At 43.5% G+C, this 17,865-nt stretch carries 14 protein-coding genes, 1 riboswitch and 1 other annotated feature; of the genes, 6 read left to right on the top strand and 8 right to left on the bottom strand.

The window, feature by feature from the left end:
- Positions 1 to 225: 225 nt before the first annotated feature.
- The 3 genes from leuS to AC2YHV_RS15630 form a co-directional block, all read right to left on the bottom strand.
- Positions 226 to 2,640: a leucine--tRNA ligase gene (leuS, locus tag AC2YHV_RS15640; RefSeq protein WP_057279170.1), complete on the bottom strand. Its 2,415-nt coding sequence runs from the start codon at positions 2,638 to 2,640 to the stop codon at positions 226 to 228.
- Between the two features lie 53 nt (positions 2,641 to 2,693).
- Positions 2,694 to 2,924, bottom strand: a binding site (T-box leader).
- Between the two features lie 153 nt (positions 2,925 to 3,077).
- Positions 3,078 to 3,341 carry a DUF2524 family protein gene (locus AC2YHV_RS15635; RefSeq protein WP_241581616.1) on the bottom strand — a complete coding sequence of 88 codons (264 nt, stop codon included), beginning with the start codon at positions 3,339 to 3,341 and terminating at the stop codon, positions 3,078 to 3,080.
- A 96-nt stretch (positions 3,342 to 3,437) separates the two neighbouring features.
- On the bottom strand, positions 3,438 to 3,944 hold the full coding sequence (locus AC2YHV_RS15630; protein ID WP_052137365.1) for an SMI1/KNR4 family protein: 507 nt from the start codon (positions 3,942 to 3,944) through the stop codon (positions 3,438 to 3,440).
- Between the two features lie 168 nt (positions 3,945 to 4,112).
- Here AC2YHV_RS15630 and mnmL point away from each other — a divergent pair, with 168 nt between their 5' ends.
- The 3 genes from mnmL to AC2YHV_RS15615 all read left to right on the top strand — a co-directional run bounded on the left by mnmL (position 4,113) and on the right by AC2YHV_RS15615 (position 6,173).
- A complete protein-coding gene (mnmL, locus tag AC2YHV_RS15625) occupies positions 4,113 to 5,072 on the top strand; it encodes a tRNA modification radical SAM protein MnmL/YtqA (RefSeq protein ID WP_063589856.1) in 960 nt (319 codons plus the stop codon).
- Positions 5,069 to 5,641 (top strand): tRNA 5-(aminomethyl)-2-thiouridylate-methyltransferase MnmM, encoded by a 573-nt coding sequence (gene mnmM / locus AC2YHV_RS15620; RefSeq protein WP_411739150.1) that lies wholly within the window; start codon positions 5,069 to 5,071, stop codon positions 5,639 to 5,641. The genes mnmL and mnmM overlap by 4 nt, the downstream gene beginning before the upstream one ends.
- A gap of 136 nt (positions 5,642 to 5,777) precedes the next feature.
- Positions 5,778 to 6,173 (top strand): hypothetical protein, encoded by a 396-nt coding sequence (locus AC2YHV_RS15615; RefSeq protein ID WP_487373556.1) that lies wholly within the window; start codon positions 5,778 to 5,780, stop codon positions 6,171 to 6,173.
- Between the two features lie 67 nt (positions 6,174 to 6,240).
- Here AC2YHV_RS15615 and AC2YHV_RS15610 read toward each other — a convergent pair whose 3' ends face one another.
- Entirely contained in the window at positions 6,241 to 7,044 is an 804-nt protein-coding gene (locus tag AC2YHV_RS15610; protein ID WP_487373555.1) for a lysophospholipase, read from the bottom strand.
- Between the two features lie 210 nt (positions 7,045 to 7,254).
- Here AC2YHV_RS15610 and AC2YHV_RS15605 point away from each other — a divergent pair, with 210 nt between their 5' ends.
- Positions 7,255 to 7,773, top strand: coding sequence for a gamma carbonic anhydrase (locus tag AC2YHV_RS15605; RefSeq protein WP_053537396.1), 519 nt, complete (start codon positions 7,255 to 7,257; stop codon positions 7,771 to 7,773).
- Positions 7,774 to 8,084: 311 nt separating this feature from the next.
- Here AC2YHV_RS15605 and metK read toward each other — a convergent pair whose 3' ends face one another.
- On the bottom strand, positions 8,085 to 9,278 hold the full coding sequence (gene metK, locus AC2YHV_RS15600) for a methionine adenosyltransferase (protein WP_048686467.1): 1,194 nt from the start codon (positions 9,276 to 9,278) through the stop codon (positions 8,085 to 8,087).
- A gap of 163 nt (positions 9,279 to 9,441) precedes the next feature.
- Positions 9,442 to 9,604, bottom strand: a riboswitch (SAM riboswitch).
- Between the two features lie 429 nt (positions 9,605 to 10,033).
- Here metK and pckA point away from each other — a divergent pair.
- A complete protein-coding gene (gene pckA / locus AC2YHV_RS15595; protein WP_487373554.1) occupies positions 10,034 to 11,620 on the top strand; it encodes a phosphoenolpyruvate carboxykinase (ATP) in 1,587 nt (528 codons plus the stop codon).
- A gap of 904 nt (positions 11,621 to 12,524) precedes the next feature.
- Here the strand turns inward: pckA and AC2YHV_RS15590 are convergent.
- From AC2YHV_RS15590 to AC2YHV_RS15580, 3 genes are read right to left on the bottom strand one after another with little or no spacing between them, the layout of a single operon-like run.
- Complete coding sequence (locus tag AC2YHV_RS15590) at positions 12,525 to 13,826, bottom strand: nucleotide sugar dehydrogenase (RefSeq protein WP_487373553.1); 1,302 nt, start codon at positions 13,824 to 13,826, stop codon at positions 12,525 to 12,527.
- Positions 13,827 to 13,867: 41 nt separating this feature from the next.
- Positions 13,868 to 15,184: a glycosyltransferase gene (locus AC2YHV_RS15585; protein WP_057279174.1), complete on the bottom strand. Its 1,317-nt coding sequence runs from the start codon at positions 15,182 to 15,184 to the stop codon at positions 13,868 to 13,870.
- A gap of 23 nt (positions 15,185 to 15,207) precedes the next feature.
- On the bottom strand, positions 15,208 to 16,413 hold the full coding sequence (locus AC2YHV_RS15580; RefSeq protein ID WP_063574846.1) for a glycosyltransferase family 4 protein: 1,206 nt from the start codon (positions 16,411 to 16,413) through the stop codon (positions 15,208 to 15,210).
- Positions 16,414 to 16,608: 195 nt separating this feature from the next.
- Here AC2YHV_RS15580 and wecB point away from each other — a divergent pair, with 195 nt between their 5' ends.
- Positions 16,609 to 17,745, top strand: coding sequence for a non-hydrolyzing UDP-N-acetylglucosamine 2-epimerase (gene wecB, locus AC2YHV_RS15575; RefSeq protein WP_264639701.1), 1,137 nt, complete (start codon positions 16,609 to 16,611; stop codon positions 17,743 to 17,745).
- The last annotated feature ends 120 nt before the right edge of the window (positions 17,746 to 17,865 follow it).

Below are 17,865 nucleotides of genomic sequence, written 5' to 3'. Positions count from 1 at the left end.
TTGGCCAAAGAGCTGAAAAATGATTCGCATGAACCAATTAGGCAAGTTATTTACGTTCCGATTTCCTCTCATGACGATAGTAGATGTCCATTTGGCAGATTGATCGCTAAAAGAGTTAAATCGGTGAGTATCCTAACATGACCTTTTTCCTATAATCAGCCAATGCCACGAAAAAAAGCTGTCCCCGCAGTAAAAATATGCGGGACAGCTTCCAATCATTTTTATTTAGTTTGCGACGATATTGACTAATTTGCCTGGTACGGCAATCACTTTACGAATGGTTTTCCCATCGATTTGTTCTTTGATGGAATCATCACCCATCGCGATTTCTTCCAGTTTTTCTCTCGTAGTGTCAGTCGGCACCATTAATTTCGCTTTGACTTTTCCGTTGATTTGGATGACGATTTCGACTTCGTTATCCACTAACTTCGCTTCGTCGAAAGCCGGCCATGTTCCGTACGTGATGCTCTCGGAATGGCCCAGTTTAGACCAAAGCTCCTCGGCGATATGCGGTGCAACAGGTGCAAGCAGCTTTACGAAGCCTTCGATGTACACCTTAGGAAGCGAATCCGCTTTATAAGCATCATTAATGAATACCATCAATTGTGAAATCGCCGTATTGAATTTCAATTCCTCATAGTTCTCGGTCACTTTTTTAACCGTTTGATGATAGACTTTTTCGAGCTTGCCCGTGTCATCCGTCTCTGTCATCTTATCTGTGATCGTCCCGTCATCGTTGACTAATAAACGCCAGATACGGTCAAGGAATCTGCGGGAACCGTCCAATCCGTTTGTGGACCAGGCAATCGAAGCATCCAATGGCCCCATGAACATTTCGTACATGCGAAGTGTATCGGCACCATGGCTTTCCACGATATCATCCGGGTTCACGACGTTCCCTTTGGATTTACTCATTTTTTCATTATTCTCACCAAGGATCATTCCTTGGTTAAATAGGTTCTGGAACGGTTCCTTCGTTGGCACGACACCGATATCATACAGGAATTTATGCCAGAAACGAGCGTAAAGCAAGTGAAGCACCGCATGCTCAGCGCCGCCAATATAAATGTCGACCGGCATCCATTCTTTTAATTTTTCAGGATCGGCAAGTGCTTCTTTGTTATCCGGATCGATATAACGAAGGAAGTACCAGCTGCTTCCTGCCCACTGTGGCATCGTATTCGTCTCACGGCGTCCTTTTCGTCCGTTTTCATCCGTTACATTCACCCATTCCGATATGTTCGCAAGTGGTGATTCGCCTGTACCCGAAGGCTTGATGTCCGTAGTTTTCGGTAAAATCAATGGAAGTTCTTCTTCCTTCACTGGAGACATCGTGCCGTCTTCCCAATGGATGATTGGAATTGGTTCACCCCAGTAACGCTGACGGCTGAATAACCAGTCGCGAAGGCGGTATGTTATTTTCTTCGTGCCGATTTCTTTTTCTTCCAGCCATTTGATCATGGTCGAAATGGCATCTTCCTTATTCAACCCATCAAGGAATTCCGAATTCACATGAAGTCCATCGCCTGTATATGCTTCACTTGTCACGTCTCCGCCAGCTACGACTTCCTTGATCGGCAAGTCGAACTTTACTGCGAATTCATAATCTCGCTCATCATGGGCAGGAACGGCCATGATTGCTCCTGTTCCGTAGCTGATCAACACATAATCGGCAATCCAGATCGGCATTTTTTCGCCATTTACCGGGTTAATCGCATAAGCCCCCGTGAACACGCCTGATTTATCCTTTGCCAAGTCTGTTCTTTCCAAGTCGCTTTTATGTTTCACTTCATCCAAATAGGCTTCAACTGCCGCACTTTGATCAGCTGTCGTAATTTTATCGACAAACGGATGTTCAGGTGCCAATACGGCATATGTTGCACCGAATAACGTATCCGGACGAGTCGTGAACACCGTGAATGTTTCATCAAAGCCATCGATATTGAATGTAACCTCCGCTCCCTCGGAACGGCCAATCCAGTTACGCTGCATATCCTTGATGTTTTCCGGCCAATCCACATCATTCAGATCGTCGATTAAACGGTCAGCATACGCCGTGATACGAAGCATCCACTGTTTCATTGGGCGGCGCTCAACAGGATGGCCTCCACGCTCACTTTTCCCATCGATTACTTCTTCATTCGCCAATACCGTGCCAAGTGCAGGACACCAGTTAACGGCCACTTCATCAATATAGGCAAGGCCCTTTTCATATAATTTCAAGAAGATCCATTGCGTCCATTTGTAATAGTCGGGATCTGTCGTGTTTATTTCACGATCCCAGTCATAAGAAAAACCAAGGGCTTTGATTTGGCGGCGGAACGTGTTGATGTTGTGCTCCGTGAATTCAGCTGGATCATTTCCCGTATCGATCGCATATTGCTCTGCCGGAAGTCCAAAAGCGTCCCAGCCGATCGGATGCAATACATTATACCCCTGTGCCCGTTTCATCCGTGCCAGGATGTCGCTTGCCGTATAACCTTCCGGGTGCCCCACATGAAGACCGGCCCCTGAAGGATATGGGAACATATCCAGCGCGTAGAATTTGCGTTTGCCGCTATCTTCACCCGTTTTGAATGTCTTATTGCCTTCCCAATACTTTTGCCATTTCGTTTCTATGCTTCTATGGTCAAAACTCATATGATTTCCTCCTAATTTCCGTTTAAAAAACAATAAAAAACCCCTCATCCCAAAATAGGGACGAGAGGATTATGTATATCTTCCCGCGGTACCACCCACATTGGCGATAGCTAAAATCCGCCCAGCTTAAAACATCCGTAACATGGATTAAAACGCCAGGCATTACTTATTCATTCACACCCGGGACTCCAAGGCGAGTTCGCGACCGTCCCAGGTTGACTTGCACCACCCGTCAACTCTCTTTACTGGTTTAAACCGCTACTATTCCTCATCATAGTCTTTATGAGAATATTGATTTTATTTCATTCTAGTCAATTTCACCGATAATTGCAATAGCCGTACATAAACATTATCGACAGGTTTTTCATTATATATGCGAATTCAGGAAAATTCGTGCAAAAAAGGGAGCTATTCATTCATAGCTCCCCTGCTTCCATTTAATGTCGCAGTAAAGTCATTTCATTCCTCAATTCGTTCAACTGCTGCTTCATCCGCGAAAGCATTTCCCGTTGCTGGTCATTCGAACTGGCATACAATCGTTCCATATCCGTCAAAGCCTCTTCGATATACCTTTGCGAATTTTGAAATTGTTCATCATCATAATGCTCCTGCCGTGAGGCCTCGTTAAATTCAAACTCTGCAAAATGGAGAGCCCCTTCACATTGCTCTAAAAAATGATCGACGGATTGTCTGGTTGCCATTTCAAACCCTCTCCTTCGCGTCTCATTTGGATGATTCGGAATCATCTTTTCTAGTTTGAGCAAATAACGGGAGGATTATCATTTTTTTTTGAGCAATCAACCTTTATCCCAAAACTTCTCACCTTGATGGGAAATGAACTGCTCGATCCATTCGGCAAAGCCCATATGGAGCTTCTCGCCTTCTTCAAAATCATCGATATGGCCTTTTACCATTAAATACTCCTTATCGCCTTTGGCGACGGCTTCCCCATCGATCACAATATTATCTTGATAAATGCAGGCCACTTTATAGCATCCCTCGTAGGAATTTTCATATGTGTAATTAATAATATCATCCAAGCTGTATAAATCGTTTTCCCCGCCTGATTCCACATTATCGAACAGACGGCATCCATTGGTTATTTTTAAAAACTCCTTATAATCCTCAGGCAGAAGCAGTCCGGTTTTCTTTTCAAAGGAATGAATTTGCTCATCCGAAGCAGGTGAATTGAAGGTGCAAGTGGCTTTGTATGTGAACCCATCTTCATTTACTTCGATCACCTGATTATTTTCGGCTAATTTCTTTTTCATTTGTTTGATCGCTTCTTCAACTTGACCGGTCATGTCCATCAGCTCCCGATTGGATATAGTCATTCAAAGATAAACTGGAAATAGCGGCAAAATATTTAGCCTTCAAGTATACAGTATACGCTTATTTTTCAAAAAAAGACCTAGCTGCGAGAATGTTGTATAATATATGTTGCGCTTTATTTTATTTAGGAGGTTGCTGATTTGAATCAAGCAAACCCGTTTATATATGCAACGGACAACAAACGATATCATACCTGGAATTACCACCTGAGAGAACATTTTGGACATAAGGTCTTTAAAGTTGCCCTGGATGGCGGTTTTGACTGTCCGAACCGTGATGGCACCGTCGCACATGGCGGCTGTACCTTTTGCAGTGCCTCAGGCTCTGGTGACTTCGCTGGCAGCAGGGTTGAACCCTTGGACGTCCAGTTTAAGAAAATCAGCGAACGGATGCACCATAAATGGAAAGATGGAAAATATATGGCCTATTTCCAAGCATTCACGAATACGCATGCACCCGTGGCAGAGCTTCGCGAGAAATATGAAAGTGTATTGACCCAGGAAGGTGTCGTCGGACTCTCCATCGCGACACGCCCGGATTGCCTTCCAGATGATGTAGTCGAGTATTTAGCGGAATTGAACGAACGCACTTACCTTTGGGTCGAGCTCGGTCTCCAGACGGTCCATGAAAAGACCGCGGCGATGATCAACCGCGCCCATGACTTCGATTGCTACAAAGAAGGCGTCGATAAACTGCGCAAACATGGCATCCGCGTCTGCTCCCATATCATCAATGGCCTGCCTCAGGAAGATTACGGCATGATGATGGAAACAGCCCGTGAAGTCGCCAAACTCGATGTGCAGGGGATAAAGATCCATTTACTTCATCTATTAAAAGGGACACCGATGGTCAAACAATATGAAAAAGGCCTGCTCGAGTTTCTTGACCGTGACGATTATGTCAGCCTTGTATGTGACCAGCTGGAAATAATCCCTCCAGAAATGATCGTTCACCGCATTACTGGTGACGGTCCGATCGATTTGATGATCGGTCCCATGTGGAGCGTCAATAAATGGGATGTCCTGAATGCCATTGACGCCGAACTGAAACGCCGCAACAGCTGGCAGGGGAAAAATCATCACATGGAGGTACAATCATGAAGCTAGATCGAATTTTGCCTTTCGCCAGGATTCTGCTGGAAAAAGCGGTCCGCCCCGGGGATATAACGATAGATGGCACGATGGGCAACGGCTTTGATACAGTCTTTCTTGCAGGACTTACAGGTAAAGACGGACATGTCTATAGTTTTGATATTCAAAAAGAAGCGATCGAAACCACAACGGCAAAACTGAACGCCGAGAATCTACAAGAGCACTGCACCCTCATTCACGATGGGCATGAACATGTAAGCAAATATATCAGGAAAGAACATTCCGGAAAGGTCACAGGCGCCATCTTCAACCTGGGCTACCTACCTGGCGGAGACAAATCAATCATCACCCAAGCCGAGACGACGATATCAGCCATTGAACAGCTGTTCGAACTGCTTGCGCCTGAAGGCATCATTATCCTCGTCATATACCATGGTCATCCAGGGGGATCGGCAGAACGGGATGCATTGATGGATTATGTAGAGAACTTCCCTCAACAGAAAGCCCATATCCTGAGATACGGGTTCATCAACCAAGCAAACAATCCGCCATTCATTGTCGCGATTGAAAAGAGATGATAAATCTGGCACCGTTCTATAAGAACGGTGTTTTTTCAATCCGAACTCGCAGGCAGCAGAATTACCAATCTTAACTTTTTGAATTTTTCGTCTTTAATGATTATAATGATAGAAAATAGATAAGAGGGTGCAGAAAATGGAACATTTGCCTACTTCATTACTGACGGATATATTGACTGAAAAAATCAAAAGGGATTCAAGCGAGCAATACGGGGATTTTGTCATCTCGCTCAACTCGTTGACAGAAGAACAAAAAACCATGGAGGGCCTCAAACAATTTGACCATCATTTTGATAAGTTCCTGCCACAGCTCGATTTAATGATTTCCACCCAAAACCATGAAGCGATCATGAATATGAAAGCGACGCTTTTGGACCTATTCGCCAATGACTTGACCTTCAAATCCATTTATCTCCTATCCACTGCATTATCCAACAAAAAGGAACTTTCCCATTTGAACCAATTTATGTACCCGGTTACTTTCTGGGCACCGGTCATCAAGTCGAACGAATTGCTTAAAAACGCAGGCTGATCAAAAAAAACTGCCGAAGGCTAACTAACTTCGGCAGTTTTTCATTTATCCTGAAGTATGTACGGAATCAAACGACATACCCTAATATCTTTAAACGGTTTTCAACAAAACTCAGCGCATATTGAAATACATCATCACGCTCCGGTTCATTGAAGATTTCATGATAAAGCTTCGGCCATTCCTTATATTGCTTTTCACTGGCCAAATTATAATTGAACCACTCACGAACCGCCTTCTTGTTCACGATTCGGTCATCTCCGCCCTGCATCACCAAAAGCGGAACATCCTGAAATTCAGGAATCTCTTCAAAAGCATCCTTCATAGCCTGTGCAAGCTCGCGATACCAGCGAACCGAAACCTTTGTGATATATAAGGTATCGTTTCTATCCGATTCACGAATTTCCGCACTTCTCGTCGCCATTTCAGGTGTCAATCCGGAACCCACCCTGAACTGAGGCATAACGATGTTCAAACCATGCGAGAGCATTGTAAGGAACTTCCGCGGCTTCGTCACGAGGCCCAAGCAAGGAGAAGAAAGAATCACCCCCGCAATGTCCCATTCCTCTTCCTGAAGAAGGCGTATCGAAATCAAACCGCCCATGCTGTGTCCAAGTAAAAAGACCGGCAACGAATATTCATAAGCCTCTTCTATCCAGCTTTTCACTTCGTCCAAATACTCATCAAAGGAATCGATATGTCCCCGGTAGGCGCGAGTAGTCATACCCTGCCCAGGAAGGTCGCCCATGACGACATGGTATCCAGCTGAAAGCCACATTTGTGTTATCCACTTATAACGCCCGTGATGTTCCATTGCCCCATGAATGATGACAATGACGCCCTTTGCGTCTCCTTCTGTCTCCCATTTCCACATTCGAAATCCCCCTTTCACTTTTCACTTGTTGTGTACGATCCATGATAGTTGAAATAATATATATAAATTATAACCATATTCGTGATTTTCGACAAAAAAGAAATCTAACAAGTTGTACATTGCTATTATAAATAGCCAAGTGTATTTGCATACGGTATATTAAAATAATACATAAAAACATTCACTTCGGAAAGGAAATGATTGAAAATGATTATTTATCCGTATAAAGGCAAAGAACCTGAAATTGCTGAAAGCGCTTATATTGCTGAAAATGCTGTCGTCACAGGTGATGTCAAAATTGGCGACGAAACATCAATCTGGTTCAATTCCGTCATTCGCGGTGATGTATCCCCAACCATCATCGGAAAAAAAGTAAGTATACAGGATAACAGCATCCTGCACCAAAGCCCAAATAATCCATTGATCATCGAGGATGAAGTAACCATTGGACATCAGGTCATATTACATAGCTGTAAAATCCGCAAAGGAGCTTTAATCGGCATGGGATCGATCGTACTTGATGAAGCCGAAATCGGCGAAGGGGCTTTCATCGGTGCCGGCAGTCTCGTTCCCCAAGGCAAAGTCATTCCACCGAACATGTTGGCATTCGGACGTCCAGCTAAAGTCATCCGCGAAATCAACGAAGAAGATCGTCAGGATATGGAACGCATCGTACGCGAATACGCCGAAAAAGGCCAATACTATAAAACGGCGGAACGGATAAAGTAATGCACGAGCACTTGACTGAAAATTACGAGTATTTGAACGCAACTCACGAGTAAACCGCTGAAACTCACGAGTATTTGCTTCAAATTCACGAGTAAATCGCTCAAACTTACGAGTATTTGCTCCAAATTCACGAGTAAATCGCTCTAGCTCATGAGTATTGCTCCAAACTCACGAGTAAATCGCTCTAACTCACGAGTATGGCCCTTAAAGTTTAATTTCTTTGGGATTTCTTGAATTATTCCCGCAGACGGCTAAGTTAATCCATAAAAAAGGTGCCCCGCAAATAAACGGGACACCTTTTTTTATATGAATTACGCTTGTGCTTTTAATGTTTCTGCTTTGTCCGTGCGTTCCCATGGAAGATCGACATCTGTACGGCCGAAGTGTCCGTATGCAGCTGTTTGTTTGTAAATTGGGCGACGAAGGTCAAGCATTTTGATGATACCAGCTGGACGAAGGTCGAAGTTTGCGCGAACTAGGTCAACAAGGACTTCTTCGCTAACTGTACCAGTTCCGAACGTATCAATGGAGATCGATACAGGCTCTGCCACACCAATTGCGTATGCCAATTGAACTTCCGCTTTGTCGGCAAGGCCGGCTGCCACGATGTTTTTCGCAACGTAACGTGCAGCGTATGCAGCAGAACGGTCAACTTTAGTAGCATCCTTACCAGAGAATGCACCGCCGCCGTGACGAGCGTATCCGCCGTAAGTATCAACGATGATTTTACGTCCAGTAAGACCAGCATCCCCTTGAGGTCCGCCGATTACGAAACGGCCAGTCGGGTTGATGAAGTACTTAGTATCTGCATCGATCAACTCGGCTGGAACGACAGCTTTGATCACATGTTCTTTTAGATCGGCTTGAATTTGTTCAAGCGTAATTTCTGCATCATGCTGTGTAGAGATGACGATTGTATCTACACGTACAGGACGGTTATTCTCATCATATTCCACGGTTACCTGTGTTTTACCATCAGGGCGTAGGTAAGCAAGAGTTTCATCTTTACGAACTTGGGTCAAGCGGAATGAAAGTTTATGCGCCAATGAAATCGGAAGCGGCATAAGCTCTTCTGTTTCATTACAAGCGAATCCGAACATAAGACCTTGGTCCCCTGCACCGATTGCATCGATTTCTTCATCTGACATGTTTCCTTCACGAGCTTCCAATGCTTTATCGACACCAGCTGCGATATCGGCAGACTGCTCATCAATGGAACTCAAAACAGCACAAGTTTCAGCATCGAAACCGTATTTCGCACGTGTGTAGCCAATTCCTTTAACCGTATCACGAACGATACGCGGGATATCCACGTAAGCGGACGTTGTAATTTCACCAGCAACAAGTACAAGACCTGTAGTTACACTAGTTTCACACGCAACACGTGCATTTGCATCCTTAGCTAGGATAGCATCTAAAATGGAATCTGAAATCTGATCACAAATTTTGTCCGGATGGCCCTCTGTAACAGATTCAGAAGTAAATAGACGTTTCTTTGACATCATATTTCCTCCTTGGAAGTTAGTATGTTGTAGGCATAAGCCTGATTTTTACGGAACTCGTTTCCCTCATTAGTTTCAACTATAGACACAGAATTACTTATAAAAAACACAAAAACCTTCCCTGGCAAATGAGGAAAGGTTTAAAATTCTGTCTTCTATCCTTTCACTCTTATCGTTCAAGGGTTTTTTACCTTGCTCAGGTTAGCACCATCACCACTATTCCTTGAAGACCTTCGCTTTATTTTCGGCGATCGATCTTGGAGTCAAGTTCAATATGGCAGGTTGCTGGGTTTCAAAGGGCCTGTCCCTCCACCAACTCGGGATAAGAGAATCCGTACAATTTAAGATATTATCGTATCTGGCTGGAATTTGTCAATGCTTTTCTAAAAAGAACATTTACACCCAGAACGGCGTTCATTTGAAAAAACATGTTGATATAACGTCCTAGAGGGGTTTACAACGCAATATACGAATAGAAATGTTGTAAATTGCCATTAATAATAAAGTATTGAATATCGAAAAGGACGACATCCTGACTTACCCTTTAGACATAGTATTGTTTACTTACTTCCTATTTAAATAAATTTTTCCTAATGAAAGTATATGCGACCATCCTGACTCGGTTCCTGCCGGATTAAAATGATTAATGCGGCCAGCTGAAAATAATCACAAATTAAAAGAAATAGTATAGACTAATTAAATGAATGTGTTATACTAATTATAATCTAAAAACTCAAACAAAGGAAGGTACCTCATATATGAATTCTGTAGATGTTTCTAATGAGTTACACCAATTATTAACAGGAAACAATGTGCAAACTCAACTATCAGTTCCTCAATTGGTCGAAAAAGTACTAAGCAGAAATGAAGGCGTTTTAACATCAACCGGCGCGGTAAAAGCTGAAACTGGCAAATATACCGGTCGTTCACCTAAAGATAAATATATCGTGGAAGAAGCATCAGTTAAAGATAAAATCGATTGGGGCCCAGTGAACCGGCCGATTTCCGAAGATGTGTTCAATAAACTATATAATAAAGTAGTTGACTACCTAAAAGCAAAAGAAGAGATTTTTGTTTTTAAAGGTTTCGCTGGTGCAGACGAATCATCACGTCTTCCCATCCGTGTTGTTAATGAATATGCTTGGCATAACCTTTTCGCCCATACTTTGTTCATCCGTCCAAACGAAGAGGAACTGAGAGGTCACGAAGCTGAATTCACGATCGTTTCTGCACCTAACTTCAAAGCGGACCCAGAAGTGGACGGAACTACATCCGAAACGTTCATCATCGTTTCTTTTGAACGCCGTACGATCCTGATCGGCGGAACGGAATATGCAGGAGAAATGAAAAAATCGATCTTCTCGATCATGAACTACTTACTTCCAGAGGCTGGAATCCTTCCAATGCATTGCTCTGCCAACGTAGGACGTGAAGGGGACGTCGCTTTATTCTTCGGACTGTCCGGTACGGGCAAAACAACTTTATCAGCAGACACTAGCCGTAAATTGATTGGCGATGACGAGCACGGCTGGTCTTCTAACGGCGTATTCAACATCGAAGGCGGCTGCTATGCAAAAACGATCAACCTTTCACGTGAAAAAGAACCGCAAATTTTCGATGCAATCCGTTTTGGTGCTGTATTGGAAAATGTTGTTGTTGATCCGGATACGCGTGAAGCAAACTATGATGACAGTTCATTGACTGAAAACACTCGTGCTGCTTACCAAATGCAAGCAATCGATAACATCGTGAACCCAAGTATTGCAGGACATCCAAATACAATCATTTTCTTAACGGCTGATGCTTCAGGAGTTCTGCCTCCAATCAGCAAGCTTTCCAAAGAACAGGCAATGTTCCACTTCCTAAGCGGATACACTAGTAAATTGGCTGGTACTGAAAGAGGCGTAACTTCACCGGAAGCTACATTCTCCACTTGCTTCGGTTCACCATTCTTACCGCTTCCAGCTACACGCTATGCTGAGATGCTTGGTGATAAAATTGACGAGCACAATGCAAAGGTATACCTTGTCAACACAGGATGGACTGGCGGAGCATACGGAACTGGAAGCCGTATGAAACTTGCTTACACCCGTGCAATGGTACAAGCGGCGCTTGAAGGTGAATTAGCGAACATCGAAACGATCAAAGATGATATCTTCGGTTTGGATATCCCGCTTCATGTTCCTGGTGTTCCTGATGAAGTGCTTCAACCAATCAAGACTTGGGCAGATCCTGCCGCTTATAAAGAAGCAGCAACAGACCTTGCCACACAATTCCGTGCAAACTTCAAGAAATTCAAAAGCGTTCCAAGTGAAATCGAAGAACTTGGCGGCCCGACAGCTTAATAAATTGTACACAAAAGGACCAAGCTCTTGCTTGGTCCTTTCAGTTTGTCGGTAAGAAACGTCACTTCCCGAACCATGATTATGGTTTACTTTATTAAGTGCCATGGAAGGCGAAATACCTCGTCTACTGTCGAATAAAGTACCAGTAACCCGAAATACGAAATCTGCGCTAGAACTTACTCCCATACACCCTGAAATATGGCGGCAGCGCTCGAATTTACGGCCTTGCACCCGAATACACGTCTACCGTCGTATTTACTGCCTTGAAGCTCGAAATATGCCATCTGTGGTCGAAATTACTGCCTTTTAGCACGTAATAAGGCGACTGCTCTCGAATCTACTAGCTTACAGCCCGAAATACGGCTCTTTCAGTCGAATTTACTACCTTGTACCCCGAAATACGGCATCTGTAGTCGAATTATAACTGCCTTGAAGCTCGAAATACGCCATCTGTGTCGAATTTACTGCCTTGCTCCCGAATACGCGTCTACCGTCGAATTCACTGCCTTTCAGCTCGAAATACGCCATCTGTGCTCGAATTTACTGCCTTATAGCACGTAATACGGCGGCTGCGCTCGAATCTACTAGCTTACAGCCCGAAATACGGCTCTTTCAGTCGAATTTACTACCTTGTACCCCGAAATACGGCATCTGTAGTCGAATTATAACTGCCTTGAAGCTCGAAATATGGCGGCTGCGCTCGAATGATTGGCTAGCCGAGACTCTGCTAGGATGCTTGCGGTGAGGAGGCTTGACGTACAGGAAGCGGATCTGAAAACAACTGGATCGTTTCCACGTTCTGAAAGGGCCTCGTTCTTGCATGGTCCTTTTTCAGTGGAAAAAGGGCACTGTGATAGTCAGTGCCCCCTTCATCGTTATTCCGTTATCGATGTTGTCCAAGTTTTTAGATGATCGCTTTATTCCTGTCTTTTTTCATGGACACCGTTTTGTATTGATATATATTTCCCAGGTTGGCTACCGGGACATCCGTTTTAGTTGCATCAATGCAATTGCGTGTATCCAGAACTAATTTATTGCTCATGAGATTCGATAGCTTATCATAATCCATCTGTTTAAATTCATCATGGTCCGTCAGGATAAGTATCAAGTCGGCATCATTTACAGCGTCTTCCACTGATACGACTGGCATCTTTCCAGATTTGACATGCGGGTCATGCAAGGCTACATCCATGTTTTCCATCCCCATCAAGATATTGACGACATCAATGGCGGGACTTTCACGAATATCATCTACATTTCCTTTGTATGCTAGACCGAAAACGGCTACTTTTGGCTTCCGGATCCCCTCTAGCATCATCCTTACGGAATTAACGATGTAATAAGGCATCGATACGTTGGTATCACGGGCCAATTTAATGATTCTCGCATACTCTGGCGCCTTTGCAACGACGAAATACGGATCGACCGCTAAACAATGGCCGCCAACTCCTGGTCCTGGTTGGTGTATATTGACACGAGGGTGTTTGTTTGCCATCGATATGACATCCAAAACATTGATGTCCAGCTCGAAACAGATTTTCGTCAGCTCATTCGCAAGGGCGATATTGACATCCCTGAAGGTGTTTTCCATCAGTTTGGACATTTCAGCCGTTTTCGCATCGGTCTGAATGATCTCCCCTTGAACGAAGGTTTTGTAAACAAGACTTCCTTTATATGAGCATGTTTCGGTGATGCCCCCTACGATACGGTTATTATGAACCAACTCTTCAAGAATCCTTCCAGGTAAAACGCGTTCAGGACAATGTACGAGGAAAATGTCTTTTCCGATGGTAAGGCCCGTCCTCTCGATCATCGGTTTAATATGATCATCCATGCTTCTTGGCGCTATCGTCGATTCGATAATGATGACATTTCCTTTTTTGATAAAAGGAAGAATGTTTGAGGTGGCATCCATGACGTGTGTTAAATCACAGGATTGGTGCATGTCCTTTTTATTTGGAGTAGGCACCGCGATGATGAAAACATCCGCATGTTCCGGGCTTAACGCAGCTCGGAACTTATTGGAAGCAATCACTTCTTCTAATACCTCATCCAATCCAGGTTCTTCGATATGGAGCCTGCCGCTATTCAAATTGGAAATAATCTCAGGATGGATATCCACGCCGACAACATCGACACCGTATTTCGCAAACATTAAAGAAGTTGGAAGTCCTATATAACCTAGTCCGATTGTACAAAGTTTCATATAAACCACTCCTATCTATTTTTCTGCTGCACTCAAATTTGTTAGGCTGTTTGATAGATTTCGATAAAGATTTCCTTCTCTTGTTTCCAATTGTATTTTTGTCGCGCCTTCAGGCAGTTTTGGCTCATTTCCGCCCTTTTTTCAGGATGCTTCAATAAGTAATTGACACCTTCGGCAATTGATTTTGGATCATGCGAATCGACACATACACCGATTTTTTCCGTATCGACAACCTTTTGAATTTCAGGAAAGCTGCAGGCAACCACTGGCACACCGCTCATCATGTATTCAAACAATTTATTTGAAGAAGCGGAGTAGTGATTAAAGCAGACATTATTCAATATCTGAAAACCTAAATACGCATTTTTTGTATAATGGAGCAGCTCGTCGACCGGAACCTTCGGCAGGAACTTCACACGATGCTCCAGGTTCATGTCGCTCACTTTCTTCATTAATTCATCCTTGATCCTTCCATCCCCGATAAAAACTACCGTTCCGCCCTCGATCATCGGTACAGCATCAACCAATTGCTCTAACCCTCTTCCCATTTGAACGCCGCCTTGGTATAACAATATCGGTTCATTCTCTGGCAAATCGAGCAGCTCATGCAAATTCACGGCCGTACTTTCCTCCGGATTGGTTGGAATCGGGTAGTTATGGACCACCTTGGGATACAGACCATATAAGTCTTCGTTATACTTAGCTCTCGTATGGTTTTCGGCGATCATTTCATCGACGAACATTAATAGGAATTTCTCCATCATCCCGTAAATTCGGCTATTATATCCCGTTCTGCTCGTTTGAACTTCATGCGAGTCATAAATAAGCTTTTTCCTTCTCAGCCATTTACTGCTGATCGCTCCCTGCATGAGCGTATTCAAGTCATTTGAATGATAGAAATCATATTTCCTTTTCCGGCCATGATAGATCATTTGACCAAAAATGTAGCTCCTCGTTAATAGTGTCGGCAGCTTCGTTTTCGTGATGAACAGGGTGCCCAGCGCAAGGAGTGCAAATGCACCGAACAGTATTCCCGACCCCACCCAGCCGTTGATCAAGTTCAAATTCCACAACGTATTCCAGATCACTAAGGCAAATAGGGCGATTTCAAACTTCTTTTTCTTCAATTTGCCTACGATCCTGAGAATTTTATTAAGCGCCTCCCAGCGGTTATTCACCCTAGTGACCGAGAAACCATTTTGGTGTTTCTCCTTTTTGGCCAAACCTTCGATTTTCCAGTTATGAATGGCAATTAAATCGACTTCATAACCCGCTTCTGTAAGTGCTGTGCATTCTCTTAGAACCCTCGCATCGTTCGTAAAGTGATTCCACACGAACATACATACTTTCTTCGCCATGTTGTCCTCCACTTCCGGATTTTTCAGCCTGACGCTTCCATCACGTTGATGAGACCTTTAATATTTTTAGACCATTGAAAATGTTGTTTAGCATACCGATGACCGTTTTCTCCCAGTTCTTCACGAAGGGCCGGATCTGAGGCCATTGTCAATATATGCTGACAGATTTCATCAACATTTCTGCTCTCTGCCACCAACCCGCATTTCGCCTCTATGAGCATCTTCTTGGCCCTGCCGTCCACATCACCGACAATGGGTTTTCCGACACACATATAATCGATGATTTTACCGGGCAGGACCTTATTGAAGACTTCTTTTTCAACCAAGCTCACATAGGCAATATGAGACGTTGAAACTTCATGAAGAGTCACTCTTCGATTCATCGCATTAATCATCTTAATATTAGTCAGCCCTCTAGAGCTTATCTCCTTCTCCACTTCGGATATCCGATATCCATATCCAATCATCGAGAACTCGATTTGTTTATGTTCCCTTAGCTTTTCAGCGACTGCTATCAGTTTTTTCAAGTCCTGGGCCAGTCCGATATTCCCCGCATAAACGACCTTGATTACCTTTTCCGATACGGGTGTAAGCAAGTTCTTTAACGTCAGCTCATCCGCAGTAAGCGAATTGGGGATGAATTGGATGGCCTCTTCCTTGACTCCCTTTGCAACGATATAATCCCTGAAACCAGGACTATTGATGATGATAAAATCTGAATGCCTATATAGCTTCCTTTCCAGGAAGAAAGCGATTTTCAAAACCCACTTATTATTGAATACGCCTACACCTATCAACGATTCCGGCCATAAATCCCTGACATCGGTAATGAGTTTCGCCTTCATCTTTTTCTTGGCGATCAACGCTGCCAATGTAGGGAAGATCGGCGGGGTCGTGGCAAACACATAATCATATTTTTTTTCGAGACGGATGATTGTATAAATGAAAAGCCACATCGCTTCAAGATAATGAAGCAACCGCTTCCCCATATTGCTTGTATACCTCTTCACTTTGTCCGGCTTAATCCTGATGACATCTTCTTCAATGCTATCTTCATCCCAAAACTTTGTATCTTGATATAAACTTTGATTAGGATAACTCGGCTTCAATGTGATGACCGTTACCTCGAATCCGTTTCTTTTCAAATGGAGATATATATTTTTCATTCTATTTCCCGCACTTCCGATTTCCGGATAAAAGTTTTGCACGATCATCAGGACGCTTTTCATATTCGCCTATCACCTCTATTCTGCTTAGCTTACTTCCTGCTTTATATTGTAAATGCCAGATATTAACTTAAGGTTAAAGAAGTATAAAGTCATTATTAATATTGTAAAAATTCTGTTAATAATTGTTTCGTTTTTATATTTCCCCTGAACTTCCCGTTATAATGGGGGAGACATTCAGAAGGGGAGGAAATGAGCATGCCTAAACAACGTATTAAGGTCATGACCGTATTTGGTACAAGACCAGAGGCTATCAAAATGGCACCAGTCGTTTTGGAACTGAAAAAGCATCCAGAAGAAATAGAAACCATCGTGGTGGTCACCGCCCAGCATAGGGAAATGCTCGACCAAGTCTTGCAATGTTTCCAGATAAATCCAGATCACGATTTGGATATGATGAAGGATAGACAAACATTAGAAGAAATTACAACTCGAGGGCTTGAAAAATTGAGTTCGCTCATGAAAGACATAAAACCAGATATCGTCCTCGTACATGGGGATACCACGACAACTTTCATCGCCAGCCTGGCAGCCTTCTATAATAAGATACAGATTGGTCACGTTGAAGCTGGTCTGCGGACTGGTAATAAGTATTCTCCATATCCTGAAGAGATGAATAGGCAGCTGACAGGCGTCATGGCCGATTTGCACTTTGCCCCTACAAATCAGGCGGCAGAGAATCTAATTTTGGAAAATAAAAAGAGTGATTGTATCCATATTACTGGCAATACGGCTATCGATGCTTTGAAAACAACAGTAAGTAAAGACTATGATCATCCGATTCTATCTGGTTTGAATGGAGATCGCATGTTATTGATGACAGCGCACAGACGGGAAAATATCGGAAAACCAATGGAAGAAATATTCCGTTCCGTCAAACGGCTGCTTGAAGATTACACGGATATCCAAGTTGTTTTCCCGCTTCATAAAAACCCGGTTGTCCGTGAAATTGCTTACCGGATTTTCGGTGAAACGGAAAGGCTTCACTTAATAGAGCCGCTTGAGGTGCTTGATTTCCATAATTTTGCGGCGCACGCCCATCTCATATTGACAGATTCCGGAGGGGTGCAAGAAGAAGCTCCCTCACTTGGCGTTCCTGTCCTTGTGTTACGCGATACAACAGAACGTCCGGAAGGAATCGATGCCGGTACCCTTTTATTGGCAGGAATTGAGGAAGAACGAATTTATCAATTAGCCTCAGAATTACTTACAAATGAAGAAACCTATAAAAAAATGGCGACCGCTTCCAACCCATATGGAGATGGATTCGCTTCAAAGCGTATTGTCGATATCCTATTAACGCATTGCAAAGTGAAATCCCCCCTTCCATTATAAAAAATAAAATAGAGAGAAAAGCCTGTCACGTAAGCGGCAGGCTTTTTCTATTCAGCCAGATTATGAAACGGCTGCTTCCATTTTCTTTAGCGAAGGATTAAAGCAAAGTCCAATTTGGAT

This window comes from Peribacillus sp. SRI_006, from assembly GCF_057586375.1.
Note: the sequence above shows the minus strand (reverse complement) of the source record. Positions and strands in the feature narration are given on the sequence as shown.